The sequence below is a fragment of the Leisingera sp. ABM4_060 genome, from assembly GCF_056158765.1.
Map to the genome: position 1 here is coordinate 222932 of NZ_JBSWTX010000001.1, position 26542 is coordinate 249473.

26 protein-coding genes are annotated in these 26542 nt (G+C 63.8%); 16 read left to right on the forward strand and 10 right to left on the reverse strand.

Translation table 11 applies throughout. The features are described 5' to 3' along the window. Positions 1–255 precede the first annotated feature (255 nt). The 3 genes from ACXAEH_RS00960 to ACXAEH_RS00970 all read left to right on the forward strand — a co-directional run bounded on the left by ACXAEH_RS00960 (position 256) and on the right by ACXAEH_RS00970 (position 3359). On the forward strand, positions 256–1428 hold the full coding sequence (locus tag ACXAEH_RS00960; RefSeq protein ID WP_475030626.1) for an IS5 family transposase: 1173 nt from the start codon (positions 256–258) through the stop codon (positions 1426–1428). A gap of 390 nt (positions 1429–1818) precedes the next feature. Further along, positions 1819–2598, forward strand: coding sequence for a hypothetical protein (locus tag ACXAEH_RS00965; RefSeq protein WP_475030627.1), 780 nt, complete (start codon positions 1819–1821; stop codon positions 2596–2598). Then, positions 2595–3359 (forward strand): pentapeptide repeat-containing protein, encoded by a 765-nt coding sequence (locus ACXAEH_RS00970; RefSeq protein ID WP_475030628.1) that lies wholly within the window; start codon positions 2595–2597, stop codon positions 3357–3359. The genes ACXAEH_RS00965 and ACXAEH_RS00970 overlap by 4 nt, the downstream gene beginning before the upstream one ends. Before the next feature lie 313 nt (positions 3360–3672). Here the strand turns inward: ACXAEH_RS00970 and trxB are convergent, their stop codons facing one another. Then, positions 3673–4614: a thioredoxin-disulfide reductase gene (trxB, locus tag ACXAEH_RS00975; protein WP_475030629.1), complete on the reverse strand. Its 942-nt coding sequence runs from the start codon at positions 4612–4614 to the stop codon at positions 3673–3675. Positions 4615–4854: 240 nt separating this feature from the next. Here trxB and ACXAEH_RS00980 point away from each other — a divergent pair, with 240 nt between their 5' ends. After that, on the forward strand, positions 4855–5355 hold the full coding sequence (locus ACXAEH_RS00980; RefSeq protein ID WP_027258143.1) for an Lrp/AsnC family transcriptional regulator: 501 nt from the start codon (positions 4855–4857) through the stop codon (positions 5353–5355). Positions 5356–5439: 84 nt separating this feature from the next. On the opposite strand, the gene ACXAEH_RS00985 is transcribed toward ACXAEH_RS00980, so the two are convergent. From ACXAEH_RS00985 to lgt, 5 genes are all read right to left on the reverse strand, one after another. Further along, the gene (locus ACXAEH_RS00985; protein ID WP_475030630.1) at positions 5440–6225 is read right to left on the reverse strand and encodes a Hint domain-containing protein; all 786 of its coding nucleotides are present in this window, start codon (positions 6223–6225) and stop codon (positions 5440–5442) included. A gap of 327 nt (positions 6226–6552) precedes the next feature. Continuing rightward, the gene (locus ACXAEH_RS00990) at positions 6553–6702 is read right to left on the reverse strand and encodes a hypothetical protein (protein ID WP_475030631.1); all 150 of its coding nucleotides are present in this window, start codon (positions 6700–6702) and stop codon (positions 6553–6555) included. A gap of 288 nt (positions 6703–6990) precedes the next feature. Next, positions 6991–7746: a peptidoglycan editing factor PgeF gene (gene pgeF, locus ACXAEH_RS00995; protein ID WP_475030632.1), complete on the reverse strand. Its 756-nt coding sequence runs from the start codon at positions 7744–7746 to the stop codon at positions 6991–6993. A 9-nt stretch (positions 7747–7755) separates the two neighbouring features. Continuing rightward, positions 7756–8823, reverse strand: coding sequence for a class I SAM-dependent methyltransferase (locus ACXAEH_RS01000; RefSeq protein ID WP_475030633.1), 1068 nt, complete (start codon positions 8821–8823; stop codon positions 7756–7758). Next, complete coding sequence (lgt, locus tag ACXAEH_RS01005; protein ID WP_475030634.1) at positions 8820–9719, reverse strand: prolipoprotein diacylglyceryl transferase; 900 nt, start codon at positions 9717–9719, stop codon at positions 8820–8822. The genes ACXAEH_RS01000 and lgt overlap by 4 nt, the downstream gene beginning before the upstream one ends. A gap of 97 nt (positions 9720–9816) precedes the next feature. Between lgt and ACXAEH_RS01010 the strand changes: the two genes are divergently transcribed. Then, a complete protein-coding gene (locus tag ACXAEH_RS01010) occupies positions 9817–10062 on the forward strand; it encodes an accessory factor UbiK family protein (RefSeq protein WP_475030635.1) in 246 nt (81 codons plus the stop codon). A gap of 255 nt (positions 10063–10317) precedes the next feature. Continuing rightward, a complete protein-coding gene (locus ACXAEH_RS01015) occupies positions 10318–10869 on the forward strand; it encodes a 2OG-Fe(II) oxygenase (RefSeq protein ID WP_475030636.1) in 552 nt (183 codons plus the stop codon). A 50-nt stretch (positions 10870–10919) separates the two neighbouring features. Here ACXAEH_RS01015 and ACXAEH_RS01020 read toward each other — a convergent pair whose 3' ends face one another. After that, positions 10920–11630: a glutathione S-transferase family protein gene (locus tag ACXAEH_RS01020; protein WP_475030637.1), complete on the reverse strand. Its 711-nt coding sequence runs from the start codon at positions 11628–11630 to the stop codon at positions 10920–10922. A gap of 67 nt (positions 11631–11697) precedes the next feature. Further along, entirely contained in the window at positions 11698–12240 is a 543-nt protein-coding gene (locus tag ACXAEH_RS01025) for a sigma-70 family RNA polymerase sigma factor (protein WP_475030638.1), read from the reverse strand. A 301-nt stretch (positions 12241–12541) separates the two neighbouring features. Here ACXAEH_RS01025 and ACXAEH_RS01030 point away from each other — a divergent pair, with 301 nt between their 5' ends. From ACXAEH_RS01030 to ACXAEH_RS01045, 4 genes are read left to right on the forward strand one after another with little or no spacing between them, the layout of a single operon-like run. Beyond that, positions 12542–13042, forward strand: coding sequence for a type III secretion system chaperone family protein (locus ACXAEH_RS01030; RefSeq protein ID WP_475030639.1), 501 nt, complete (start codon positions 12542–12544; stop codon positions 13040–13042). Positions 13043–13080: 38 nt separating this feature from the next. After that, positions 13081–13896 carry a pyrroline-5-carboxylate reductase gene (gene proC / locus ACXAEH_RS01035; protein WP_475030640.1) on the forward strand — a complete coding sequence of 272 codons (816 nt, stop codon included), beginning with the start codon at positions 13081–13083 and terminating at the stop codon, positions 13894–13896. Further along, positions 13889–14227, forward strand: coding sequence for a tRNA-binding protein (locus tag ACXAEH_RS01040; RefSeq protein ID WP_475030641.1), 339 nt, complete (start codon positions 13889–13891; stop codon positions 14225–14227). Before proC ends, ACXAEH_RS01040 begins: the two co-directional genes overlap by 8 nt. A gap of 1 nt (position 14228) precedes the next feature. After that, positions 14229–15182 (forward strand): 2-hydroxyacid dehydrogenase, encoded by a 954-nt coding sequence (locus ACXAEH_RS01045; RefSeq protein ID WP_475030642.1) that lies wholly within the window; start codon positions 14229–14231, stop codon positions 15180–15182. Between the two features lie 71 nt (positions 15183–15253). Here ACXAEH_RS01045 and ACXAEH_RS01050 read toward each other — a convergent pair whose 3' ends face one another. Further along, entirely contained in the window at positions 15254–15859 is a 606-nt protein-coding gene (locus ACXAEH_RS01050; protein ID WP_475030643.1) for a thymidine kinase, read from the reverse strand. Positions 15860–16269: 410 nt separating this feature from the next. Here ACXAEH_RS01050 and ACXAEH_RS01055 point away from each other — a divergent pair, with 410 nt between their 5' ends. The 3 genes from ACXAEH_RS01055 (at position 16270) to ACXAEH_RS01065 (ending at position 18776) form a co-directional block, all read left to right on the forward strand. Beyond that, positions 16270–16734 carry a hypothetical protein gene (locus ACXAEH_RS01055; protein ID WP_475030644.1) on the forward strand — a complete coding sequence of 155 codons (465 nt, stop codon included), beginning with the start codon at positions 16270–16272 and terminating at the stop codon, positions 16732–16734. Then, positions 16727–17455: an arsenical resistance protein ArsH gene (arsH, locus tag ACXAEH_RS01060; RefSeq protein WP_475030645.1), complete on the forward strand. Its 729-nt coding sequence runs from the start codon at positions 16727–16729 to the stop codon at positions 17453–17455. Before ACXAEH_RS01055 ends, arsH begins: the two co-directional genes overlap by 8 nt. Positions 17456–18068: 613 nt before the next feature. Next, complete coding sequence (locus ACXAEH_RS01065; protein ID WP_475030646.1) at positions 18069–18776, forward strand: trypsin-like serine peptidase; 708 nt, start codon at positions 18069–18071, stop codon at positions 18774–18776. Between the two features lie 74 nt (positions 18777–18850). Here the strand turns inward: ACXAEH_RS01065 and carB are convergent, their stop codons facing one another. Further along, complete coding sequence (carB, locus tag ACXAEH_RS01070; RefSeq protein ID WP_475030647.1) at positions 18851–22207, reverse strand: carbamoyl-phosphate synthase large subunit; 3357 nt, start codon at positions 22205–22207, stop codon at positions 18851–18853. A gap of 200 nt (positions 22208–22407) precedes the next feature. On the opposite strand from carB, the gene ACXAEH_RS01075 reads away from it, so the two are divergent. The 3 genes from ACXAEH_RS01075 (at position 22408) to aspS (ending at position 26357) form a co-directional block, all read left to right on the forward strand. Next, positions 22408–23613, forward strand: coding sequence for an aminodeoxychorismate synthase component I (locus ACXAEH_RS01075; RefSeq protein ID WP_475030648.1), 1206 nt, complete (start codon positions 22408–22410; stop codon positions 23611–23613). Then, positions 23556–24209 carry an aminotransferase class IV family protein gene (locus ACXAEH_RS01080; RefSeq protein WP_475030649.1) on the forward strand — a complete coding sequence of 218 codons (654 nt, stop codon included), beginning with the start codon at positions 23556–23558 and terminating at the stop codon, positions 24207–24209. The genes ACXAEH_RS01075 and ACXAEH_RS01080 overlap by 58 nt, the downstream gene beginning before the upstream one ends. A 363-nt stretch (positions 24210–24572) precedes the next feature. Continuing rightward, on the forward strand, positions 24573–26357 hold the full coding sequence (gene aspS, locus ACXAEH_RS01085; protein ID WP_475030650.1) for an aspartate--tRNA ligase: 1785 nt from the start codon (positions 24573–24575) through the stop codon (positions 26355–26357). The last annotated feature ends 185 nt before the right edge of the window (positions 26358–26542 follow it).

Consider the following 26542-nt stretch of genomic DNA (forward strand, 5'->3'; position numbering starts at 1 on the left):
TCCTCGGCCTCAACCTCTATCGTAGCTGCATAGAAACTATGTTGTTAGTCAACGAAATGCGGTAAGTACAGCTCACCGGGTGTATCTGCGTTTTGCGGACCTGGGCGCGCATGATGCAGCGACCTCCTGCTTCTCGCCTCAACTGCATGAGTGCCCAAGGGCGCTCGGCACCTAGCAGGCTGCTGAAGAAGTCGGCTCTCGACGCGGCCTGAGGAACATGATTCACCCTCAGCACAATTTCGGCGGGGGTTGGTGATGCGCGGGACGGACGAAGCGAGCGGATCGCTTTTCAGCTATGTCGATCTGGAAGAGCGCATCCCAGCACGGCACCCTCTCCGCAAGATCAGGCAGGTGGTCAACGACGCGCTGGCCAGTCTGGATGCCGATTTCGAGGCGGTCTACACCGATTTCGGCCGCCCCTCGATCCCGCCGGAACGGCTGATCCGGGCCAGCCTGCTGCAGATCCTGTTCTCAATCCGCTCCGAGCGGCAGTTGATGGAACAGATGCAGTATAATCTGCTGTTCCGCTGGTTCGTGGGCCTCGGGATCGACGATCCGGTATGGGTGCCGACGGTGTTCACCAAGAACCGCGACCGGCTGCTGACGGCCGACATGTCGCGCAAGGTGATGGCGGCTATCCTGGCGCATCGCGAGGTCGCGCCGCTCCTGTCGGACGACCACTTCTCGGTCGATGGCACGCTCATAAAGGCCTGGGCATCGATGAAGAGTTTCCAGCCGAAGTCGGCGGGCACGCCGCCCGGCGATGATAGGCCGGATGACCCGCCCGCGACATCCATTGCCCCTGCCGCACAACCCGCCCAGACCGAACCCGAGACCGCTCCAATGCCCCGCTACAGCCGCCGCACCCGAAATCCCGAGGTCAACTTCAAGGGCGAGAAGCGTTCGAATGCGACCCATGCCTCGGTCACCGACCCGGACGCACGGCTCTATAAGAAATCCCCTGGCACAGGTGCGGTGCTGTGCTTCATGGGGCATGCGCTGATGGAGAACCGGCACGGGCTGGTTGTGCAAGGCGACCTAACCCACGCTGACGGCCGCGCCGAGCGAAAGGCTGCGCTGGACATGCTGCACCGCCACTCCCCCGGATCGACCCGGCGGCTGACCTTGGGAGCCGACAAGGGATACGATGCGGCCGAATTCGTCGCAGATCTCCGCCAGGCCTGCGTCACCCCGCACGTCGCCAGGAAGGCGCGGCATTCAGCAATCGACGGTCGCACAACCCGGCACAAAGGCTATGCCCTGTCCCAGAAGCACCGCAAACGGATCGAGGAGGCGTTTGGCTGGGCCAAGACCGTTGGCGGCATGTCCCAGACCGTCTATCGCGGCGCCGAACGGGTGCAGTCGCGCTTCATCCTGACGCTCGCAGCCGGAAATCTCGCCCGGCTGCCCCGGTTGCTGGCGGAATGAGGCTGGAGGGGGGGACGCAGGCCTGCTTCCAGCCACCCAATCCGGAAGACCGATGAGAGAACTCATTCCACCACGGAGAACAGCGTCCCACTGGCCTGACTAATTCAGCGGCCTGCTAGATCAAAGCCCGTTGCGGGCTGCGAGCTGTCAACTGCGCCTGCGGCAACCAAGCAATGAGGTGATGGTAGCAGATGCTCGAGTTACCTTGAAATGCATCGCGGTATTCACTTGGTCGAGAGCACAAATGCCGTTCAGAAAGGCCAAACCTGCCGTTCAACATTTACAGCCGAATAGCTGCTGCCATAGTTTTAGACAAATATGGCCACACGCAGACCGAGTGTTTTGTAACTTTCCCCCGTTCAGGTTGAACGAAATCTTCACGCACATTACATGTGGAAACTGGATTTAGTGGAGGCCATGATGACCGCACCAAATTTCAAGGAAACTTATCAGAACCCGTTTAACGAGTTGTCTGAACTACGCCTACAGCTCAACGCCTCGGACGAAGACCAATTTGAGGTGAAATGCCGAATACGGTTCAGTGTTATGCGCCACGAACACAACGGGCGCGAATACACAGTTGGGTTGAAGAGAGCTTCACTGCGCCTGAACCTTGAAGGCTGTGAAACCACACTCGATCCAGTCTTTGGTGAGAATGAACTTGCGTCTGCAACTGACGAGGCCACGCTCGAAATAGCCTCACACGCTGCGGGCGGCATCAAGGCCAACGCTGGAACTGAAAGCCCTCCGAGCGCGGGTGCAGGACTGAGCGCGGGAGTGGATGCGAAAAACGCTCGCAGAAGCAGCCTTAGCATTACACGCCTGCCTATGACGGCCAAACCGAACAATTCCTGGGAAGTGGTTGCACAATCCGTCGACGGCACAGCCCAGGCCAATTTGGATGGAACCGCAATATCCGGACAGCGGCTCTGCACCATACAACGAAGAGAAGGCGGCAATCGTTTGGCAGTGACAGGCGAAATACACGCCTCAAAAGGGGCATTGAACGTCTCAGCAAAAGGTGGAAACAAGTGGGGCAAGGACTTCGCAGTCTGGGGTAACAAAGATGCTGTAATTGGCCAGGTTCTGAAAAAGGCGCTTGAGCGAGAAACAATTCGCACCTCGGCGAGAGTTTTTGTGGCATCGCGCTGCGAAGTAGCTGAAGAATGAACAAGCTGTTTGACGATATTCTCTCATCGGAGGAACTTGCGGCAATCGACGCAGTTCACCAAAGCAGTTCTACCCGGTTTGATGTGCTCGTGCGCCTTGCAGGTCTGGAGCCAAGCAAAGATTTTCGGTTTTCTCAGCTACAACGTCTCGACTTGCGCGGCGCAGATTTACGCGGCTTTGATTTTACCGGTTCTGACCTGCGCCAGAGTGTAATAGACGCGCAGACCATCATTGATAAATCGACAATTCTGGACGATGCACAGGTCAACTGGATTCAATCGGAAACGCTGCCTATTGTGCAGCAAATGCAGGAAATAGAAGCAACCTCTTCGTCAGAGAGACGGCTTCGATTAATCCAAGAAATGGTAAGCAAGTATGGGCGAACCGAGCACGTGGTCACCTACATGGTACGTGCCGCCAGCGCGGCCAATGAAATTGAAACGTTTTTGGATTTTGTGACAAACCTTCCGACCCAACTTAGCCCCGAGCAGGTCCGGCAACTCAGCACGCATGGGACGAAGCTACTAGAAAAGAAGTTCAAAAAGGCCCAAAGCAGGACGCGTCGCAGCGCGACTGCGAACTTCGCTGTAGAACCGATTGTTGAGCGGTTGCGAGATAGTCCCGGCGGCTTCGGCGCGCGACTGTTCGGTCAACTCGCAAAGGTAATGAATATGAAGACTGAGACTGTTCAGCTCAAAGGAGTGGCAATGCTTGAGCCTCAGGACCTGCAGAAGGCTTTTTCACTACTAAGTTCGAACTAGCCACTCCTACCGTGCATCTGGCCGTGAATGTCGGATTCTCAAGATCATTGGCAACATTCAGGCAACTGCAGAGGACATCCGGAAGCCACTCATGCCGGACCCAGCCCAAAAATTCTGGTGACCGCATCGGCACTTTTCCTAATGGGTGGTTTAGGTAACATGAGATTATTCTGAACCAATGGACAACATATCTGTCGCTAATGGACAAAACCCTGTCACAAAGGGACAAATACTTTGCCACCTGACAAAGGGCCGGTCTGCCTGCGCTTGAAACAGAATTCTCCAGACGGTGCTGGAGAACTCGATCATGCGCTTAGTCCTGCTCTGCCAGGAAGCGTTCGGCGTCGAGCGCCGCCATGCAGCCCATGCCGGCCGAGGTGACCGCCTGGCGGTACTTGTGGTCCGTGAGGTCGCCCGCGGCATAGATGCCGGGGATCGAGGTCTCGGTGGAGCCGGGTTTCACCTTCACATAGCCGCCGTTGTGCAGCTCCAGCACGTCCTTGACCAGCTCGGTCGCAGGCGCGTGGCCGATGGCGACAAAGACGCCCTTGCAGGGGATTTCCTTGACTTCGCCGGTCTGCACGTTCTTGACCACGACGCCTTCGACCCCCAGCGGGTTGTCGGTGCCGACAACCTCTTCGAGGGTGTGGAACCACAGGGTCTCGATCTTTTCGTTCTTCATCAGGCGGTCCTGCAGGATCTTCTCGGCGCGCAGCTCGTCGCGGCGGTGGATCAGGGTCACCTTGGAGGCGAAGTTGGTGAGGAACAGCGCCTCTTCCACGGCGGTGTTGCCGCCGCCGATCACCACGATCTCCTGGCCGCGGTAGAAGAAACCGTCGCAGGTGGCGCAAGCCGAGACGCCGAAGCCCTTGAACTTTTCTTCCGATTCCAGGCCCAGCCATTTGGCGCGCGCACCGGTTGCCAGGATCACCGCGTCAGCGGTGTAGGTGGTGCCGCTGTCGCCCTTGGCCACGAAGGGGCGCGCGGAGGTGTCGAGCGAGGTGATGATGTCGCCGATGATCTCGGTGCCCATCGCGGCCGCGTGCTCCTGCATCTTGATCATCAGGTCGGGGCCCTGCACCTCGGTGAAGCCGGGGTAGTTTTCCACTTCGGTGGTGGTGGTCAGCTGGCCGCCGGGCTCGATCCCCTGGACCAGGATCGGTTCCAGCATGGCGCGGGCCGCATAGACCCCCGCGGTATAGCCGGCAGGGCCGGAGCCGATGATCAGAACCTTGGTGTGGCGCGTCTCGCTCATGTGTGTTCCCCACGTAATGCAGCCTGGCGGGCGTGCCGCCGTCAGGCAATGCATATAGCGGCAGGACCCGCTGGCTTAAACCCCCAAGGGGCTGCATGCGGCGGGATGCAAATATGCGGCTTTGGCGGGGATTGCGCCTTGCGCCCGGCAGGCGCAAAGAATATTGCGCGGCGATGAAACATTATTGCGCGCACCGGTTGCGGTGCTATAAGAAACGCAAAATCCACAGGAGTTTCCGGCATGGTCACAACCCGTCTTGATCCGATCGATCGCAAGATTTTGTCGGAGCTTCAGGCTGATGGGCGGATGACCAATGTTGAGCTGGCCAAGCGGGTCGGCATTTCGGCGCCGCCGTGCCTGCGCCGGGTGCGGGCGCTGGAGGAGGCCGGGCTGATTCACGGCTACCATGCGGATGTGAATTCCCGCGAGCTGGGATTCGAGGTGCAGGTCTTTGCCATGGTGGGCCTGGAGAGCCAGGCCGAGGTGGAGCTGAGCGCCTTTGAGGAAAAATGCCGCAGCTGGCCCTTGGTGCGCGAGTGCCACATGCTGAACGGCGAGGTGGATTTCATCCTGAAATGCGTGTCGCCGGATCTGAGCACCTTCCAGAGTTTCCTGACCGGCGATTTGCTGACCACGCCGAATGTGGCCAGCGTCAAAACCTCGCTGGTGATCCGCGGTGCCAAGGATGAACCGGGCGTGCCGTTTGAGGTGCTGGAGGAGCGGCTGGCGCGCGAAGCCTGAGCGCCGCGGCGTCCAAGCCGGTGGAAAATGCAAAAGCCGGGCTGCAATTGCCCGGCTTTTTTGGTTGCTTGCGCGGCTGCCGGTTTACAGAACCGCGGGTCCGGTCCGGGTGCCGCCATCGGCCCTGGGATGCGCCAGCGGGCCGAAATCGGCAATGCTGTCGGCGTGGGCGAAGAGGTTCAGAAACAGAGTCTTGATGGCGTAGCTTGCCAGTTTCAGCGCGTCCGGGCCGGGGTGGTAGGTCTCGAACTCCAGCCCGCCGGCGTTGATCACCGCATGGCGGGGCAGGCAGAGGTGGTACATGTCGACCGGCGTCGGCGGCGCGGTTTCAAAGATGCTCATGCCGTCCTGGAATTCGGCGGCCGGTGTCAGCAGCTGGCCGCCGTCTGCGCCGCCCTGCAGGTGCGGCTGCGTGCGCAGAAGCCGGGCGGCGGGTCCCACAACCAGGCTGGAGGCGGGTTTCTGCAGGCCCAGGCTGTCGGCCATGAAGCTGGTCAGCCGGTGGCTGCGCCCCTGGCTGCCGGGACGGGCGGGCAGCAGGCTGGTGCGGCCGATCCAGACCAGCGGCTGGCTGCCGCCGGCGGCGGTCAGGATCTCGTCGCCGGGCAGCAGGTCCTCGACCGCGATGGGCCCCTGCGCGGTTTCCACCAGCGAGCCGCGGGAGAAGGCGCAGAAGGCGTCTTCGAACAGCGGCAGCGCCGGGGCGATATGGCGGGTTTCTGAAATGGCACCGCTGGGCAGCAGGCTGCAGACTTCATAGCGGCGCAGCTGCGGTTTGACGGCAGCGCGCAGCGCGGCCGGATCCTGCAGGAACGCATTGGCCTCGACGGCATTGGCTGCAGCCCTTTGCAGCGACTGAGGGATGGTCATACCCGGACCTCTCCTTTCAAACTGCCCGTTTGCATCGGCCCCCACCGGCAACACAGACGCGCTTGAACGATGTGTGACTGTAAAATGGCGGGATTTAATTCGAATTGTCAAAAAATCTGAAGCAAACTGGTTAACATGCGGTCGGCCCTTTGCCGCTGCGGGCGGGTCCCAGCGGCTGGCTGAAGTGGGCCTAAGGCGATTCGGCTAAGGAAACGTCAAGCGGGGCGGCGCGGCCCTTTCACCCCGGTCAGGTGCCCCGGCGGCGGCCGGCCGGGCTGGCGCAGCAGCGCCAGGGGAGAACCGCCGCCCGGGCACCCGTCCCCGGCGTTAACCCAGTTTCCGCTTGGGCGCGGGCATTGCCCGCGGGGCCGGCTGCGCCGGCGCCCGGGCGGCGCTGCGGTGCTTGGCGGCCCAAGGCAGAATTACGGTCTCGCTCTTGGCAGAGCGGATGATGGAGGCAATGAAGCGTTTGTTCATTTTCACTAGTCCTTCGCCCGGCAGCTGAGCCCATGTGCGGAGGCTGCTGCTGTTATCTGTTCTGCCTCTTTTATGGGTAAGCTTTGCGCCGTGAATGTGACCCGCGGCGGGCATTTTTGCAGGCGCAAGCGGTTTGGAACCCGGGCTTGGCAGCAGCCGGAAGACGGAGGTTAGGGTGTTGATTCCGGGTGGAAAACTGGCGCGATCCGGCGCGGCTTCCGCCGCGGCATGTGCAGATTGTGGCGGATTTTCTGAAAATCCGCCGCAATTGGGCGGGTTAACGCGGGCTTAAAGCCGGATGCAGGAGATCAGGCGGCCGTAGTCGGCCTCCTTGGCGTGGGTGGCGCGGCGGTAGGAGTAGAATTTCCCGGCATCGGAATAGGTGCAATGGCGGGTCCATTCCGCGTGGCCAGCGCCGGCCTGGCGCAGCTTGTGCAGGCCGAGGGCGGGCAGGTCGAACTGGTAGCGGCCGTTCTCGCCATTGGCAAAGAAGCGGGCATAGCTGTCGTCCTGCATGACAAAGTCGTCAAAGAACTCGGGGCCGACCTCATAGGCGCGCTGCGAGATTGACGGGCCGATCACCGCGGCGGTGTTTTCACGCCGGGCGCCGAGGCCTTCCATCGCTTCCAATGTTGCCTCCAGCACCCCGTCGAGGGTGCCGCGCCAGCCCGCATGGGCAGCGCCGATCACGCCGGCCTCAGCGTCGCAGAACAGCACCGGCTGGCAGTCGGCAGTCAGGATCGACAGCGCCAGGCCGGGCACATTGGTGACCATCGCATCGGCCCGGGGCCGCTCTGGCGAGGGTTCGGTGACCACCAGCACATCGGCGCTGTGCACCTGATGCACGGCGCTGAGGTTTTCCGCGGGCACCTCCATCGCCGCGGCCACACGGGCGCGGTTGATCTGCACCGCCTCGCGCTGGTCGGTGGAGCCGAGGCCGCAGTTGAGGCCGTGGTAGATGCCGGACGAGGCGCCGCCCTTGCGGGTGAAAAACCCGTGCCGCACCGGGGCAAGCAGATCGGACGTGAGAATTTCAAGCGTCATTGTTAACCATCATGGGTTCAATCCTGGCGGAGAGGCGGCCTCAGAAGGATAAAGGCCGAGCACTTTGAACAGGTTTCCCATTTCATCCGGGTGCGTCAACCGCCGATGTGCGGCGATCAGGTTTTCCAGAACTTCGCCCGAGAGCGGCGCGGCCAGCGCCTGGGCGCGGCCGGTGATGCCGAGGCGTTCCAGGAACACGCCTTGCGGGGTGAGGCGGGTGTGGGCGCAACCTGCGGTTTTTGCAGCCAATGCCAGGGCTTCGAAATCCACATGCGCCGTCAGGTCGGCCTGGCCCGGCGCCTGCAGCGGATCGGCGGGTTCATGCGCGCGCAGGGCTTGCAGCGTGTCCCCCAGTGCGCGCCAGTCGCCGTAATCCACGATCAGCGCGGCGCCGCCGCGGGCAGCGATTCGGGTGGCGATGGCCTGGGTGACGGGGGCGGCGGCTTCGCAGAGTTCGACCAGATCGCCGTCCTGAGTGTCTTCCAGACGGTGTGCCAGCGCGGGCTGCGGCGCGGCGGGGCTGAGGCCGAAAGCCAGGGCGCCGTCCTGAAGGCCGATGCGTTTCTCGCTCCAGCCGCCCTGCGCGCGGAGGAACTGGCGGATGGGCAGCGCGTCGAAAAACTCGTTTGCGATCAGGAGCAGCGGCTGCTCCGGCAGGGCCGCCACGCTGTCCAGCCATTCGGGCGCATAGCCCTGCAGCGTCTTGGCCTGGGCGTCGCGCAGGGCGGGGGAGGCCTCGATCAGGCGGATCTGCATGGCGGCGTGGAAGCCCGGCACACCGCGGGTGGCGCGCAAAAGGTCCGCCATCAGGGTGCCGCGGCCGGGGCCGAGTTCCGCCAGGGTGAAGGGGGCGGGGGACCCTTGGTCGAGCCAGGCCTGCGCCAGGGCGAGGCCGAGGAGTTCGCCGAACATCTGGCTGATTTCCGGCGCGGTGGTGAAATCGCCCTGGGCGCCCAGCGGGTCGCGGGTGGTGTAATAGCCGAACTGCGGGTGCAGCAGGCAGTCGGCCATGTAGTCCGCCACAGACATCGGGCCATCGGCGCGGATGCGGGCGGTCAGGTGGTCCAGCAGGCTCATGCGGTGCTCCGGGCCGCGCGGCGGGCGCGGATCAGGAACCAGAGGCCGATCGCGATCATCGGCAGCGACAGCGCCTGGCCCTGCGTCAGGCCGATGCCGTCGATATGCCAGGCCAGCCCCAGCGGGTTGCCGGGGGAGACGAACTGGGCATCGGGCTGGCGGAAGAACTCGACGATGAAACGGGCGGCACCGTAGCCCGCAAGGAACACGCCCAAGAGACGGCCCGGGGTGTGGAAGGCGTTGCGGCGCCAGGCGAGGTACAAGAGCAGGGCGCCGAGGATCAGCCCCTCCATCAGTGCCTCGTAAAGCTGCGAGGGGTGGCGGGCGCAGAGGTCTCCCAATGCCTGGCCGCAGTCTTGCGCCGCGGGGCCGGGGAAGGCGACGCCCCAGGGCAGATCGGTGGGGCGGCCCCAAAGTTCGGCGTTGATGAAGTTGCTGAGTTGGCCCAGCAGCAGGCCCGGCGCCACGGTATGGGCCACCAGGTCGGCCATCTGCAGGCGCGGGATGCTATGGCGCGCGGCGTAGATCCAGGACGCCAGGATCACGCCGATGAGGCCGCCGTGAAAGGCCATGCCGCCCTGCCAGACCTTGATGATGTCGCCGGGGTTGGCCAGGTAATAGGCAGGCTGGTAGAACAGCACGAAGCCCAGCCGCCCGCCGAGAATGACGCCAAGGATGACCCAGGTGAGCAGATCCTCGACCTGTTGCGGCTTCATCGGCGGCTGGCCGGCGGGCCACAGCGCCGGGCGGCGCAACGCGGCCACCGCCAGGCGCCAGGCGATGACGATGCCTGCGATATAGGCCAGCGCATACCAGCGCAGGGCAAACTCGAATCCGCCGATGGCAATGGTGAAAATCTCGGGCGAGAGGTCGGGAAATGGGATCAGGGCCTGCATATGCGTCTGAATGCCTCTGCATGTTAAGAAGAGTCAACGGCTTGCCGCCGCGGCTTTGCTTGCCCATATAGAGGCTAAGCCTGATACGGAGAAGACGATGCAGACCCGGAACAAGATCCTGGACGATATTTCCCAGCTGATGACCAATGCGATGGGCGTCGCCCAGGGCGCCAAGGATGAGGCCGACACCGCGCTGAAGAGCATGATCGACCGCTGGCTGGCCGACCGCGATTTTGTCACCCGCGAGGAGTTTGACGCGGTGCGCGCGATGGCGCAGAAGGCGCGGGAAGAGAATGAGGCATTGAAGGCCCGTCTGGACGCGCTGGAGGCGGTGCAGAAGTAAGACCGCCGGCGGGCGGTTTGCTTGCCCGGGGCGGGCGGCGGGCAGATTGCCCGCTCTACGGTGTTATGAGGCCTGCTGCGGCGTGTGCCGCGGCGGGCTTTTTTGTGCCTTGTGCAGGTCTGCAATCTGCGCATGGCTGCCCTGCGGGCCTGTGGATAAAAACAGGTCGCTTTCCGCCCGCATGGTCGAAATCGGCGCAGCGCAGGGCGCGGCCCGCGGTGCATGCTGCCTCAGCTTCATCAGAGGGATCACAGCATGGTGTCTGTCTACTCGGTACCCAATGCCTTCAGCACACAGGAATGCGCGGAGATCATCCGCAAGACGGAGGCGGCGCCGGACAGCGAGGCGCGGCTGCTGGGGCAGGGCAGGGATCATAACCTGCGCCGCTCCAGCGTGGTGTGGCTGGATGAGGTGCCGGGCACCGGCTGGGTGATGGACCGGCTGATCTCGCTGGTGCGCCGCGCCAACAAGGAGCGTTTTGGCTTTGACCTGCGCGAGTTTGCCGAAAGCCCGCAGGCCGCCAGCTACAAGGAGGAGGACGGGGGCCATTTTGCCTGGCATTCCGATATCGGCGACGGGCCGGTGGCGGGCAAGCGCAAGCTGAGCCTGGTGGTGCAGCTGAGCAAGCCCGGGTCTTATGACGGCGGCGATCTGGAGATCATGCCGGGTGCCCATGTGGTGACGGCCAGCCGGGTGCAGGGCAGCGCTGCGGTGTATCCCAGTTTCCTGCTGCATCAGGTGACGCCGGTGACCCGCGGCGAGCGCAGGTCGCTGACCGTCTGGGCGCACGGGCCGGCCTTCCGCTGAGGGAGTGGCCAGCCAGCCTGGGCGGCAGGCTGGCCGGTCTGCGTCAGGGGTCAGCCGCAGCAGCCGGATTTGGCGGCTGCGGGCGTTTCGGCCGGTGCCTCGTTCAGATTGGCGCCGCGGCCCAGCCAGGTGCGCTCTGCCAGGTAGAACTCCGCAAATTTCTGCTCGAAATCCTCCGGCACCGATTTCTGCGCGAGGCCGGTGTCCAGCAGCGCCTGCTGCCAGGCCTGCACCTTGGGGCGGCCTGCCAGCATGTCATAACCGCTGTGCGCCCGGACGAGTGCGGCGCGGTGCAGCAGCGGCAGCCAGGCGATGTCCACATTGCCAAGGGTTCCTCCAGAGAAGTACGGCCCTTCGCCAAGCTGTTTTTCCGCCTTGTCAAAAGCCTTGCGCAGCTTGGCCATGCGTTCGTCCAGGACGGTCTTGTCCGCGCTTTGCATGGTTGAGCATTGCACCAGGTAGTGCTTGCTGGCCTGATAGCTCCAGGCGCGGTTGAGGGCGCGCTGCTCGGGCGTCAGGCCGGGCTGCAGCGGGGCCGTGATTTCGTCCACGTATTCGGTGATGGCGTCTGATTCAAACAGCGCGGTTCCGTCCTCAGTCACCAGCAGCGGCACCTGTCCGGTGGGGGAGAGGTCCAGGAACCACTGCGGCTTGTCGCTGAGGCTGATGTAGTCGATGCTGTAGGGCACGCCTTTGGCCTCCAGCAGCGCCGTCACCCGCTGTACAAACGGGCAGATTTTGAAGCTGATAATCCGGATCATCGTGTTTTCCTTTTTCCGATGGTTCGCCCTGTAAGACGCGCGGCAAAGGGAAAAGACGGCGATTAGCTCAGCATTTTTTGCAACTGTCTGATTTAGGGTGGTATTCTGCGATGCTTCCGCGGGCGTCCAGGGTGAAGCCGCAGCAGGCCTCGAAGGCTTTGCGCAGTTCTGTGCGGCTCGATTGCACGCGGGATTTGAGGGTCGAGTAGGGGATGCCCGCTGCGGCCGCGTAGTCGCGCTGCGGGATCCCCTGGAGGTCCACGGCCGTCAGGATGCGGGCGGTTTCCGGCGGCAGCGACTGGATGAAGGGCTCGACGCAGGCCTCCAGATCCTGGCGGATCCCGGGATCGTCCTTGGCGTACCACAGGTCATCAGGGTGCGGCGGCGCCTGGCGGCCCCTCTTGCGGTAGTGGTCGATGATCGTGCGCTGGGCGGTCTGGAAGAGCCAGGGCTGCAGCCTGGCACTGTCCTGCAGCGCGGGCAGGCCGGTGAAGACCTTGATCGAAATGTCCTGCAGCAGGTCTTCGGCGTCTTCCGGGTTTGCCACCCGGGAACGCAGGAAGGCCCGCAGCCGGGCCTGGTACTTGGGCCAGATGTCTTCGATCGTCATGCGCATGCCTCCGCCGCAAGGTATGGGGGCGGGAACGGCGGAAATCAACGCTGGCCAGGCAATTCCGGCTTTACCTGCGGCGGCCGCCGCCCCATAGTCGCTAGGCCGGCATTTTGAGGGCTGTGGATAGTTCATCCACAAGTTATTGCAGATATCCCCAAAATAAAGGGTTGCCAGATCCTGAATTCAGGCCCACCATATCTGGTATGGGAGCGGGGATGCCTCCCCGGCCCATAGCAGAAAAACCTAGCTGTTGGGCACCTCTGTGCCTGCTGTGCTAGGCAAAAAGAGAGGTGGCATCATGGCACTATCCGAGCTTCACCTGGAAGAAGACATCCACCCGATCGACATTGTCGAACATCTGGCCTCGCGCCACGACTGGGACTTCGACAGGGTCGGCGATGACCAGATCGCCATGTCGGTCGAGGGGCAGTGGCGGACTTATTCGCTGACGCTGGCCTGGTCCGGTTACGAGGAATGCCTGCGGCTGGTCTGCAGCTTTGAGATGGAGCCGCCGGAAGCGGAGCTGCCGCGGCTGTATGAGCTGATCAACCGGATGAACGACCAGTGCTGGGAAGGGTCCTTCACCTATTGGGAGGACCACAAGCTGATGCTGTTCCGCTATGGGCTGATGCTGGCCGGCGGGCAGATGGCAAGCCCGCAGCAGATCGACGCGATGATCAATGCATCCGTCGCCAATGCGGAACGCTATTACCCGGCGATCCAGCTGGCGGTCTGGGGACAGCGCAGCGCCGATGAGGCGATGCAGGTCGCCATTGCAGAGGCCTACGGCCGGGCGTAAGACTTTGCCCTGACCTTAAGATTTGGGGAGGGGCCAAAATGGACATGACGGAAATCGCTGCCCGCGGGCTGGTGCTGCTGGGCTGCGGCAAGATGGGGTCGGCGATGCTGGCCGGCTGGCTGGAGGGCGGGTTGCCCGCATCCTCTGTCTGGGTGATCGACCCGCGCCCCTCGGAGTGGCTGCAGGGCACCGGTGTTCATATCAATGCAGAGCTGCCGGCGGCGCCGGGTATCGTGCTGATCGCCGTGAAGCCGCAGATGATGGGCGAAGCGCTGCCGACGCTGCAGAGCTACGGCAACGGGTCCACCCTGTTCATTTCCGTGGCGGCGGGCACTTCGATCGCAACCTTTGAGGATGTTCTGGGCGCGCAGTCGCCGATCGTGCGGGCGATGCCGAACACGCCGGCTGCGGTCGGGCGCGGCATCACCGCGATTATCGGCAATGAGCATACCGGCGCCGCCGATCTGGACCGCGCCGAAGGGCTGCTGCAGGCGGTGGGGCAGGTTGTGCGGCTGGACAATGAGGGCCAGATGGACGCGGTGACCGGCGTCAGCGGTTCTGGCCCCGCCTATGTGTTCCACCTGATTGAAACCCTGGCCACTGCGGGCGAGGCGCAGGGCCTGCCGGCAGAGCTGGCGATGCAGCTGGCCAAAGCAACTGTTGCGGGCGCGGGCGCGCTGGCGGAAGCGGCCGAGGAAAGCCCCGGCCAGCTGCGCATCAATGTGACCAGCCCCAACGGCACCACTCAGGCCGCTTTGGAAGTGCTGATGGACGATGACGACGGCTTCCCGGCACTCTTGAATCGCGCGGTGGCGGCGGCCACCAACCGCTCCAAGGAGCTGTCGCGTGGCTGAGATCTCCTTTGACGACTTCCTGAAGGTCGATGTCCGGGTCGGCGAAGTGGTCCGTGCGGAGCCGTTTCCCGAGGCCCGCAAGCCGGCAATCAAGCTCTGGGTCGATTTCGGGCCGGATATTGGCGTAAAAAAGAGCTCAGCGCAGATTACGGCGCATTACATGCCGGAAACGCTGGTGGGCAAGCAGGTTCTGGCCGTCGTAAACTTCCCGCCGCGGCAGATCGGCAAGTTCATGTCAGAGATCCTGGTGCTGGGCCTGCCGGATGAGGATGGAGAAATATTCCTGGCCGGGCCTGACGGAAAGGTCCCGCTGGGCGGGAGGATGCACTGAGATGAAAATCTGGATTGCGCGGCCGATGACGGCAGCGGTGGAGGCCCGGGCGCGGGAGGCGTTCGGGGATCTGGAGATCCGTGAGACCAACGCGGTGATGAGCGAGGCAGAGATGCTGCGCGCGTTGTCCGAGTTCGACATTGTGGTTCCGACGCTGGGCGACAAGTTCTCGGCAGAGATCTTTGCCAAGGCGGGCACGCCCCGCTGCAAGCTCTTGGCCAACTTCGGTGTTGGCTACAACCATATCGACGTGGAGGCCGCGCGGGCGGCCGGCGTCGAGGTGACCAACACGCCGGGGGCGGTGACCGATGCCACCGCCGATATTGCGATGACGCTGATCCTGATGTCGGCGCGCCGTGCCTCGGAAGGCGAGCGGATGCTGCGCAAGGGCGATTGGGCGGGCTGGCACCCGACCCAGATGCTGGGGCTGCACGCCACCGGCAAACGCGTCGGCATCGCCGGCATGGGCCGCATCGGCCAGGCAATCGCGCGGCGCTGCCATTTCGGTTTTGGCATGGATGTGTCTTATGTGGCGCGTTCGCCCAAGGAACTGGATTTCCCGGCCGGCCGCGCCGAAAGCCTGACGGCGATGGCGGCTGAGGTGGATTTCCTGGTGGTGGCGGTGCCGGGCGGGCCCGAGACCTATCACCTGATCAACGCCGGGGTGCTGAACGCGATGCAGAGCCATGCGCATCTGATCAACATCGCCCGCGGCGAAGTGGTCGAGGAGGCGGCGCTGATTGAAGCACTGCAAAACAACCGCATCGGCGGTGCGGGGCTCGATGTCTATGAGTTCGAACCCAAGGTGCCGCAGGCGCTGATCGATCTGGACAACGCCACCCTGCTGCCGCATCTGGGCACCGCCACCGAGGAGGTGCGCAGCAACATGGGCCATATGGCGCTGGACAATGTTGCCGCCTACCTGGCGGGAGAGGCGCTGCCGAACCGGGTCTGAGGCGGGCCTTCGGAACCGGGGCGCTGCCCCGGACCCCGGAGAATTTTCAACCAGAAAGAAGCAGCAGCGGATTATTTCGCTGCTGTTTTGCTTTTGGGCAGGCCGCCCACGGCTTCGCGCCAATGGCGGCGGCAGAGCGAGACATAGGTTTCATTGCCGCCGATCTGCACCTGGTCGCCCTCGGTCATGACCCGGCCCTGATCATCCTGGCGCACCACCATCGTGGCCTTCTTGCCGCAGTGGCAGATGGTGCGCACCTCGCGCATTTCATCGGCCAGTGCCAAGAGGGTGGCGGAGCCGGGAAACAGCTTGCCCTGGAAATCCACCCGCAAGCCATAGGCCAGCACCGGCACCCGCAGGTCGTCCACTGCCCGGGCCAGCTGCCAGACCTGGTCCGGTTCCAGGAACTGGGCCTCATCGACAAAGACCGCCGCCACCGGGCCCTGGGCCAGGCGCCGCTTGATACGGGCAAAGAGATCGTCGCCGGCTGCAAACATGTCTGCCTCTTCGCCGATACCGATGCGGGAGGCAATTCTGCCGGTGCCGGCCCGGTTGTCCAGCCGGGCGGTGAGCAGATAGGTATCCATATGGTTCTCGCGGTAATTGTGCGAGGCCTGCAGCAGCACCGTCGACTTGCCTGCGTTCATGGTGGAGTAGTTGAAATAGAGCTTGGCCATGGGGCTGGGTTTACCTGCGCCGGGGCGCGGGGAAAACCGGATTCGTCGGGGATGATGCCGGACCGGGGCATTTGCCTGCCGCGGCGGGCAGCGGGCCAGCCTGCAAAGGCTTTGCAGGAAGGCCCGCCGGGGCAGGCGCGGCAAGGGCGGAACTAACCCTGAAAAAAACAGCCGCGGCCGGATGCCCCGGAGAGCACAGGTTCCGGGCAGACCAATTACCCTAACAGCAGGGCTTCACTCACCAGCCCTGCTTTGCACTGGACAACAGGCACCAATTGCACCATGTCACTCGCTAAATCCCTGAAAACCTGAGGGATGGATAAGGTATCGCAATTCCTCTACAACTCGGACATGGGAAATTAACCAGTTCGTTCCCCATGGGAGCGGCGGTCTAGCCAGGTAGGAAGTATATGGCTGAAATCGGGACGTATCTGAAGAAACACACCGAGGCACTGGTGAAGGATGTCGGCATCGAGGCGGCATGCCAGATCACCGGCAAGTCCAAGGCAACACTGGGGCGCTATTATTCGGACAATGCCGAGCACGCGGACCGGTTCATGCCGGTGGATGCGGTGGCCAAGCTGGAGGGCGCGGCGTCCTATCCGCATGTCACCTCCGCGCTGGCGGATCTGAAAAACATCACCTTGTCCTATAACGGCAACGGCAGCGCCGAGGAAACCGGCCGCAGCGGCGGGGTGAATGCGGATGTGATCGCGCTGAGCCAGCGCTTTGCGCAGCTGATGAGCGAATACCAGGAAGCGATCGAGGATGGCATCATCACCGTCAACGAGGCCAAGCGGCTGCTGCGCGAGACGGTTCTGCTGCAGCAGGTCCTGCTGGACATGAAACTGCACCTGGAAGAAGAGAGTGCCTGAGGCCCCTGATGTGAGCGATCTGCCCGCGGTGGCGGCGGATCAGCTGCACCCGGTGGACATTGACGCGCTGGCCGCACCCGGCGATCCGCGCCATGCGCCGCGCATCCTGCTGCTCTATGGTTCCTTGCGGGAGGTGAGCTATTCCCGCAAGGCGGCGGAGGAGGCGGCGCGGGTGCTGCAGGCCTTGGGCTGCGAGACCCGGATCTTTGACCCCTCCGGCCTGCCTTTGCCCGATGATGCGGGCGCGGCAGAGCATCCCAAGGTGGCGGAACTGCGCGATCTGGCTGTCTGGTCCGAGGGCATGGTTTGGTCCAGCCCGGAGCGCCACGGCGCGATGACCGGCATCATGAAGCTGCAGATCGACTGGCTGCCGCTGTCGCTGCAGGGCGGTATCCGCACCACGCAAGGAAAGACGCTGGCGGTGATGCAGGTCTCGGGCGGCTCGCAAAGTTTCAATGCGGTCAACCAGATGCGCATCCTGGGCCGCTGGATGCGGATGGTGACGATCCCGAACCAAAGCTCGATCCCCAAGGCCTGGCTGGAATTTGCGGAAGGCGAACGCCTGCCCGAGGGGCCGTTCTACCGCCGCCTGGTGGATGTGATGGAGGAGCTGGTGAAATTCACCTGGCTGGTGCGCGGCCGCAAGGATTACCTGACCGACCGCTATTCAGAGCGGGTGGAGAGCGCCGCAGAGGTGCACAAGCGGGTGTCGCAGAAATAACCGCGGCAGGCCTGTCCGGTTCGAATGAGAAAAGCCCCGGCGCTGTTGCCGGGGCTTTTTTGGGTTTCAGATCAGCGGGATCACCGGCACGTCGCAGGCGGCGAGTGCCAGCAGGGCTGTCAGGAGGATGGGCAGGCGCATTTTGGGCGCTCCTTGTTGCTGCTCGGGTCCGGGCAACTGTGCCGCGGGGCGCAGTCCCAGGCAAGCCCTGCGGCAAACCGGTCCGGCAGAAACCGGCCGGGCCGCGTTAAAGAATTGGGCAGCACCCGCTGCGCGGGTTAGGCGTTTGTTAAGGCTCATTTGTGCCGCATTTGGGACCCGAAGTTACCGCTGGGGGTGGAAATCCCGGGGAAACAGGGGAAACCCCGGGCTGGCCTCCTAACAAAGCCTCTAAGCTTTTCCGGGATTTTTAAAGGGTTTTTCCGAAAACCGTCCGGGACTGTTAAGAAAACAAGGGGATTTGGCGGCCCGGATGCCACCCTCTAGGGTTGCATTAAGCCTTTGTTAATCCTGCCTCATTCTGCCCATCTTTCTGCCCGCGCGGCACCGCGGCAGGCCCCATTCCGGCCCCAGGACTCACCCAGATTGGCAGCGTGGGAACATGGAGTGGGTCATGAGACGATTACTGGGATTTGCCGCAGCGGCCTTGATCACATGCGGCGCCGGAGCTGCCGCAGCGGGGCCGGCCACCGTGCAGTCGGTGCCGGGCTGGGAGGCTGTCGGGCGGCTGAACATTTCCGGACGCAGCATGTGCACCGGCAGCCTGATTGCGCCGGATCTGGTGCTGACGGCGGCCCATTGCCTTTACAGCCCGCAGAACGGGCGCAAGGTGAACCCCCGCCGGATCAGGTTTGAGGCCGGGCTGAACGGCCGCCGCGCCAAGGCCGCGCGCAAGGTGGTGAAGGCGGTTCTGCATCCGGGCTATGAGCACCGCACCAGCGGCCGCGCCCAGACCGGATACGACCTGGCGGTGCTGCGGCTGGACCGGCCGATCAGCCCCGAGAAGATCCGTCCGCTGACCCTGGCCGCGGCACCGGGGCGGGGGGATCAGGTTGATGTGCTGTTTTACTCCTATCACAAGGCCACCACCCTGAACCGGCAGAACGCCTGCCAGGTGCTGGCAGCCAGGCAGGCCATGCTGGTCACCACCTGCCTGGTGGATTTCGGAGCCTCGGGCTCGCCGCTGCTGCAGCTGCAGCCCGGCCGCCCGCCGCGGCTGGTGTCGGTGATCTCTGCTAAGGCGCAGATGGGCGGCAAGAAGGTGTCGATTGCAACGGGCGTAGGCCACACGCTGCAGGACCTGATGCGCAAGGCGGGTTAAGCGGTCCAGCAGGCTAAAGAAAAGCCCCGGGAGTTCCCGGGGCTTTGGCTGTTCTGGTACAGAGGAAGGCTGGCTTAGCCCTGCAAGCTCTTCACCTCAACATCCCCTTCGGCCTGGGCCTTGATCGCGCGCGCTGCGGCGTTGGCGCCGGCGGCGGTGGTGAAGTAGGGGATCTTGTCATAAAGCGCGACCGAGCGCATTTCTTTGCTGTCCTCGACCGCCTGGGCGCCTTCGGTGGTGTTCATCAGCAGCTGGACGCCGCCGTCCTTCAGCATGTCGACCACATGCGGGCGGCCTTCATAGACCTTGTTGACCAGCTCGCAGGCGACGCCCTGGCCGTCCAGCCAGGTCTGGGTGCCGCGGGTGGCGACCAGGGTAAAGCCTTGCTCCACCAGGATCTTGGCAGCATCCAGCATCAGCTGGCCCTTGTCGGCGTCCTTGATCGAGATGAAGGCGCGGCCGGAGGCGGGCAGCACCATGCCGGCGCCCATCTGCGCCTTCAGGAAGGCGCGGGCAAAGGATCGGTCCCAGCCCATGACTTCGCCGGTGGAGCGCATTTCCGGGCCCAGAATGGTGTCGACGCCCGGGAAACGGGCGAAGGGCAGCACAGCCTCTTTGACCGAGAACCAGGGCATGTCCGGGTCCGCCAGGGTCATCGGGTCGGCCATCGGGGTGTTGACGTCATAGCCGGCGTCCGGCTCGTACGGCGCGCGCATCGGGAAGTTCGACAGCGGCTCGCCGGCCATCACGCGGGCGGCGATGGAGGCGATGGCGCTGTCGGTTGCCTTGGCCACAAACGGCACGGTGCGCGAGGCGCGCGGGTTCACCTCGATGAGGTAGATCTCATCATCCTTGATGGCGAACTGCACGTTCATCAGGCCGACCACGTTCAGCGCCAGCGCCAGGGCGTTGGTCTGTTCCTTGACCTGTTCGATCATGGCCTTGTCGAGCGAATAGGGCGGCAAGCTGCAGGCGCTGTCGCCCGAGTGCACGCCGGCCTCTTCGATGTGCTGCATGATGCCGGTGACATGCACGTCCTTGCCGTCGCAGAGCGCGTCCACGTCCAGCTCAACCGCGCCGGCCAGGTAGCTGTCCAACAGCACCGGGCTGTCGCCGGAGACGACAACGGCTTCGGCGATGTAGCGTTTCAGCTGGTCCATGTCGCGGACGATTTCCATCGCCCGGCCGCCCAGCACGTAGGACGGGCGGATCACCAGCGGGAAGCCGATGTCCTCGGCAATGGCGAGCGCTTGCTCGTCGGTGGAGGCGATGCCGTTCTTCGGCTGTTTCAGGCCCAGCTGGTTGACCAGCGCCTGGAAGCGCTCGCGGTCTTCGGCCAGGTCGATGGCGTCGGGGGAGGTGCCCAGGATCGGGATGCCTTCGGCTTCCAGCGCGTTGGCCAGTTTCAGCGGGGTCTGGCCGCCGAACTGCACGATGACGCCATGCAGGGTGCCGTTCTCCTGCTCGGTGCGCAGGATTTCCATCACGTGCTCGAACGTCAGCGGTTCGAAATACAGCCGGTCCGAGGTGTCATAGTCGGTCGACACGGTCTCGGGGTTGCAGTTGATCATGATGGTCTCATAGCCCGCGTCGGTCAGCGCAAAGCAGGCGTGGCAGCAGCAGTAGTCGAACTCGATGCCCTGGCCGATCCGGTTGGGGCCGCCGCCGAGGATGACGACTTTCTTCTTGTCCGAGGGGCGGGCCTCGCATTCCACGTCGCCGAAGGCCGGCGTTTCATAGGTGGAGTACATGTATGGGGTCTGCGCTTCGAATTCGGCGGCGCAGGTGTCGATCCGCTTGAACACGGCGTTGACGCCCAGCACCCGGCGGGCCTTGCGGACCTCGGCCTCGGACTTGCCGGTCAGCTTGGCCAGGCGGGCGTCGGTGAAGCCCAGCATCTTGAGCGCGCGCAGGCCTTTTTCGTCACCCGGCAGGCCGCTTTCGCGGATCTCTGCCTCGGCCTCGACAATCTCGCGGATGCGGGACAGGAACCAGGGGTCGAATTTGGTGACGGCTTGGATTTCATCGTCGGACAAGCCATGGCGCATCGCCTGGGCGATGGTGCGCATCCGGTCGGGGGTCTGCTGGCCGATCGCCTTGATGACGGCCGCCTTGTCGCCCGCAGGCTCCCAAGTGCCCGCATTGACGCCGTCGATTTCCACCTCGTCAAAACCGGTCAGGCCGGATTCCATCGAGGCCAGCGCCTTTTGCAGGGACTCGTGGATGGTGCGGCCGATCGCCATCGCCTCGCCGACCGACTTCATCGCGGTGGTGAGGTACGGCTCGGAGCCCGGGAATTTCTCAAAAGCAAATTTCGGGATCTTGGTGACGACATAGTCGATGGTCGGCTCAAACGACGCCGGGGTCACCTTGGTGATGTCGTTGTCCAGCTCGTCCAGGGTGTAGCCCACCGCCAGCTTGGCGGCGATCTTGGCAATCGGGAAGCCGGTTGCCTTGGACGCCAGCGCGGAAGAGCGCGACACCCGCGGGTTCATCTCGATCACCACCATGCGGCCGTCGGCGGGGTTCACCGCCCACTGCACGTTGGAGCCGCCGGTTTCCACGCCGATCTCGCGCAGCACGTTGATCGAGTGGGTGCGCATGATCTGGTATTCTTTGTCGGTCAGCGTCAGCGCCGGGGCCACGGTGATCGAGTTGCCGGTGTGCACGCCCATCGGGTCGACGTTTTCGATGGAGCAGACGATGATCGCGTTGTCGGCGGTATCGCGCACCACTTCCATCTCGTATTCTTTCCAGCCCAGCAGCGATTCATCGACCAGGATCTGGTTCACCGGCGAGGCATCCATGCCCGAACGGCAGAAATGGATGTAATCGTCGCGGTTATAGGCCACGCCGCCGCCAGTGCCGCCGAGGGTGAATGCAGGGCGGATGATCGCCGGCAGGCCGATTTCATCCAGGTCTTCCAGCGCGATACGGACACCTTCGTCCAGATCGGCAGAGCCGTCTTCACGCTTGGGTGCGGTAACAATGGTGGCCTTGGGGTTCTCAATCCCCAGGCGGTCCATCGCTTCGCGGAACAGCTTGCGGTCTTCGGCCATTTCGATGGCGTCGCGCTTGGCGCCGATCATCTCAACGCCGAATTTGTCCAGCACGCCCATCTCTTCCAGCGCCAGCGAGGTGTTGAGGCCGGTCTGCCCGCCCATGGTCGGCAGCAGCGCGTCGGGGCGTTCTTTCTCGATGATCTTGGCGACGACTTCGGGGGTGATCGGCTCGATGTAGGTGGCGTCGGCCAGGCCCGGGTCGGTCATGATGGTGGCCGGGTTGGAGTTCACCAGGATGACCCGGTAGCCTTCTTCGCGCAGGGCCTTGCAGGCCTGGGCGCCGGAATAGTCGAATTCGCAGGCCTGCCCGATGACGATGGGCCCCGCTCCGATGATCATGATCGACTGGATGTCGGTTCTTTTGGGCATGGCAGGCTTCCTTCGGTTTTCGCGCGGGCAGGCTTTGAATCAGGGGCGCTGGCGAGCGCCCAAATTGTCCTGCGTTATAGGGACCGCGCAGAAAGGTTCAAGGGGGATCGGAAACGGAAATGAAAATGCCGCATCCACCCCTTTTGTTCGCATAGCGAACGGATATATGTGGAGCCCAACAGCTCAGGGAGTCAATTCCGGTGCGGATTCGCTTTGATCAGGGGCCCTTGGGGGCCGGCACATGTTTCGACCAGCCGCTGCGCGTGATCCGCGCCGACGGGCCGGAAGAGGTGCCTGCCGCGCTGGCCGCTTTGGACGCGGCGCGCGCTGAGGGGCATTGGCTGGCGGGCTATGCGTCTTATGAATTGGGCTATGCGCTGGAGCCGAAGCTGGCAGGGCGGATGCCAAAGGACCGGCGGCTGCCGCTGATGTGTTTCGGGGTTTATGAGGAACCGCTGCCGCAGAACGCTGAGGGCAGCGCCCGGCCGCGGGGGGGCGAGTATCGCCCGCCCGGGGGGGCGGACGGGCGATGCCCGGCCTATCGGCCAGGCGAAGCGGGGCTTGAGGGCATTACCCCCCGCTGGACCTATGAGCGCTACTCCGAGGCCTTCGCCGAGGTGAACCGCAACATCGGCAAGGGCGACATCTATCAGGCCAACCTGACTTTCCCGATTGATGCGCAGGCATATGGCACCGCTGAGGAGCTCTATGCCGCGCTGCAAGCCAAACAGGTGGTGGGCCACGGGGTGCTGGTCGAACAGGACGGGCTGCCGGACTTGCTGTCGCGCTCGCCGGAGCTGTTCTTCCGCACCGATGCGTCAGGCATGATCGAAACCCGGCCGATGAAAGGCACCCAGCCGCGCAGCGATGATCCGGTGGAGGACGCGCGGCGCCGCGACTTCCTGCGCCAGGATGAAAAGAACCGCGCCGAAAACCTGATGATCGTGGACCTGCTGCGTAATGACATCAGCCGCGTGGCGCAGACCGGTTCCGTACATGTGCCGGAGCTGTTTGCAGTGGAAAGCTATGCCACCGTGCATCAGATGGTCTCCCTGGTCCGTGCAAAACTGCGGCCCGGTGCGGGGCTGGCAGAGATTTTTGCCGCGCTGTTCCCCTGCGGCTCCATCACCGGCGCGCCCAAGATCCGCGCGATGGAGATCCTGGCGGAGCTGGAACCCTGGGCGCGCGGCATCTATTGCGGCACTATCGGCTGGGCTGCACCGGACGGCGCCTCCGAGTTCAATGTGGCAATCCGCACCCTGATGCTGGAAGAGGGCCGCGCGACGCTCAATGTGGGCGGCGGCGTGGTCTGGGACAGCACGGCCGAGTCCGAATATGAGGAAGCGCTATGGAAAGCCCGGTTCGCTCGCGTGACGCCGTCCAGAACGATCCCGCTTTCCGCCTGATCGAGACCCTGGGCTGGCATCCGGAACAGGGGTTCCGGCACCCGTTGCAGCACTTGGCCCGGATGGCGCGCAGTGCGGCGGCGTTTGGCATTCCCTTTGACGCGGGACGGGCGCAGAGCGTGCTGGCTGAAGCTGACGGCGGTACGCCGCTGCGCTGCCGCCTGACGCTGGATGCGCAGGGGAAGCTGGAGCTGACCACCGTGCCATTGGGACAGACGCCGTCTGAGTGGAGACTGGCCGTTGCAGAGTCCCGGCTTGAGGCAGATGACATCTGGCTGCAGCACAAGACCACCCGCCGTGCGATTTATGACACCGCTCGGGCTGAGCTGCCGGATGGCACGGACGAGCTGCTGTTCCTCAATCAGCGCGGCGAGGCTTGCGAAGGCACCATCACCAATCTCTTCGTCACCCTTGCGGATGGCCGGGTCGTCACGCCGCCGCTGTCCTGCGGCCTGCTGCCGGGCATCCTGCGGCAGGTGCTGCTGGAGAGCGGCCAATGCGCGGAGGCGGTGCTGCGGCTCGAAGATCTGCACGGTGCGCAGGCCCTGCACATGGGCAACGCCCTGCGCGGGCTGATCCCGGCAAAGCTGGTGTAACGGGACCTGATCCAGGCGGGGCGCTCCCGCGGACAACAGGCCCGCAGGCTGGCGCCAGCGGGTCGTTGCCCTTTGGGCCCGGCAGCGCACCCTGGGGTGCGCTGCGCGCCGCGCCGCAGGCGCGGCGCCCGGCCCAACGCTTGCCGCCTGATCGCGCCAGCGATGGGGCGGGAAGGGGCGGGAGATCCCCGCTGGCACCGGGAACCGCCGATTTCAGACGTCAGACCGCGCGGAAATACCCCTGTTTGCTTGACAAGCGCGCTGCAACCTTGTGTACCACCCCGGACGAATTCCGCGCCCTTAGCGCATTTCCCGAATGACGGTCCCCAAGGACCTGCGACCCGCATAACGAAAGGCCGAGCCATGCACGCCTACCGCAGCCATACCTGCGCCGAACTGAACAAATCCAACGTCGGTGAAACCGTCCGCCTGTCGGGCTGGGTCCACCGCGTCCGCGACCACGGCGGGTTGCTGTTCATCGACCTGCGCGACCACTACGGCGTGACCCAGGTGATGGCAGACCCCGACAGCCCGGTCTTTGCCGAGATCGAAAAGGTCCGCAGCGAATGGTGCATCCGCATCGATGGCAACGTGCTGGCGCGCGACGAGAGCCTGGTGAACCCCAAGATCCCGACCGGCGAGGTTGAAGTCTTCATCCGCGACATCGAAGTGCTGGGCAAATCCGAGGAACTGCCGCTGATGGTCTTCGGCGAGCAGGAATACCCTGAGGAAACCCGCCTGCGCTACCGCTACCTGGACCTGCGCCGCGAGAAGATGCAGAAGAACATGGTGCTGCGCGCCAACATGATCCAGTCGATCCGCAAGCGGATGTGGGATATCGGTTTCAACGAATACCAGACCCCGATCATCACCGCGTCCTCCCCCGAAGGCGCGCGCGACTTCCTGGTGCCCTCGCGCCTGCATCCGGGCAAGTTCTATGCGCTGCCGCAGGCGCCGCAGCAGTTCAAGCAGCTGATGATGGTGTCGGGCTTTGACAAATATTTCCAGATCGCGCCCTGCTTCCGCGACGAAGACCCGCGCGCTGACCGCTCGCCCGCGGACTTCTACCAGCTCGACATGGAAATGTCCTTTGTCACCCAGCAGGATGTGTTCGACACTATCGCGCCGGTGATGGCAGGCGTGTTCGAGGAATTCGGGCAGGGCCGCAAGGTGGACGCCGCAGCGGACTGGCCGCAGATCTCCTACAAGGATGCCGCCAAATGGTACGGCACCGACAAGCCGGACCTCCGCAACCCGATCAAGATGCAGGACTGCTCCGAGCATTTCCGCGGTTCCGGTTTTGCGATCTTCGCAAACCTCTTGGAAAACGAAGGCACCGAAATCCGCGCCATCCCGGCGCCCACCGGCGGATCCCGCAAGTTCTGCGACCGGATGAATAAGTTTGCCCAGGGCGAAGGCCTGCCGGGCATGGGCTATATTTTCTGGCGTGACCAGGGCGAAGGCATCGAGGCCGCAGGCCCGCTGGCCAAGAACATCGGCCCCGAGCGTACCGAAGCTATCCGCCAGCAGCTGGGCCTGGGTGTTGGCGACGCGGCCTTCTTCCTGGGCGGCAAGCCGAAGGCGTTTGAAGGCGTTGCCGGCAAGGCCCGCACCGTCATTGGCGAAGAGCTGGGCCTGATTGACAAGGACCGCTTTGCCTTTGCCTGGATCGTCGATTTCCCGATCTACGAGAAGGACGAGGAAACCGGCAGGGTCGACTTTGAGCACAACCCGTTCTCGATGCCTCAGGGCGGCATGGACGCGCTGCTGTCCGATCCGCTGGCGGTGAAGGGCTTCCAGTACGATCTGGCCTGCAACGGCTACGAGCTGGTCTCCGGCGCGATCCGGAACCACAAGCCGGAGATTATGTTCAAGGCCTTCGAGATTGCCGGTTACGGCAAGGAAGAGGTCGAGAAACGGTTCGGCGGCATGGTCAACGCGTTTCAGTACGGCGCCCCGCCGCACGGCGGCTGCGCGGCGGGCATCGACCGCATGGTGATGCTGCTGGCGGATGAGGCGAACATCCGCGAGGTCATCATGTTCCCGATGAACCAGCGCGCCGAAGACCTGATGATGTCAGCGCCAAGCGAGCCGCTCAGCGAACAGCTGATGGAACTGGGCCTGCGCGTGATCCCGCAGGATCAGTAAGCGCCAGCACTTGACTGCTCTTGGGCCCGGTATTCTGCCGGGCCTTTTTCTTGCCGCGAAGAAACGGTTCTTTGTGGCAGCGGTTAGCACATATCGCCTGGGTGTTTTTGAATAACAGCGACGGATCCGGCAAATCCCTGCGTATGATTTCAGATTGTGCTGTGGGTCCCGGCGGAGTTGTTTTA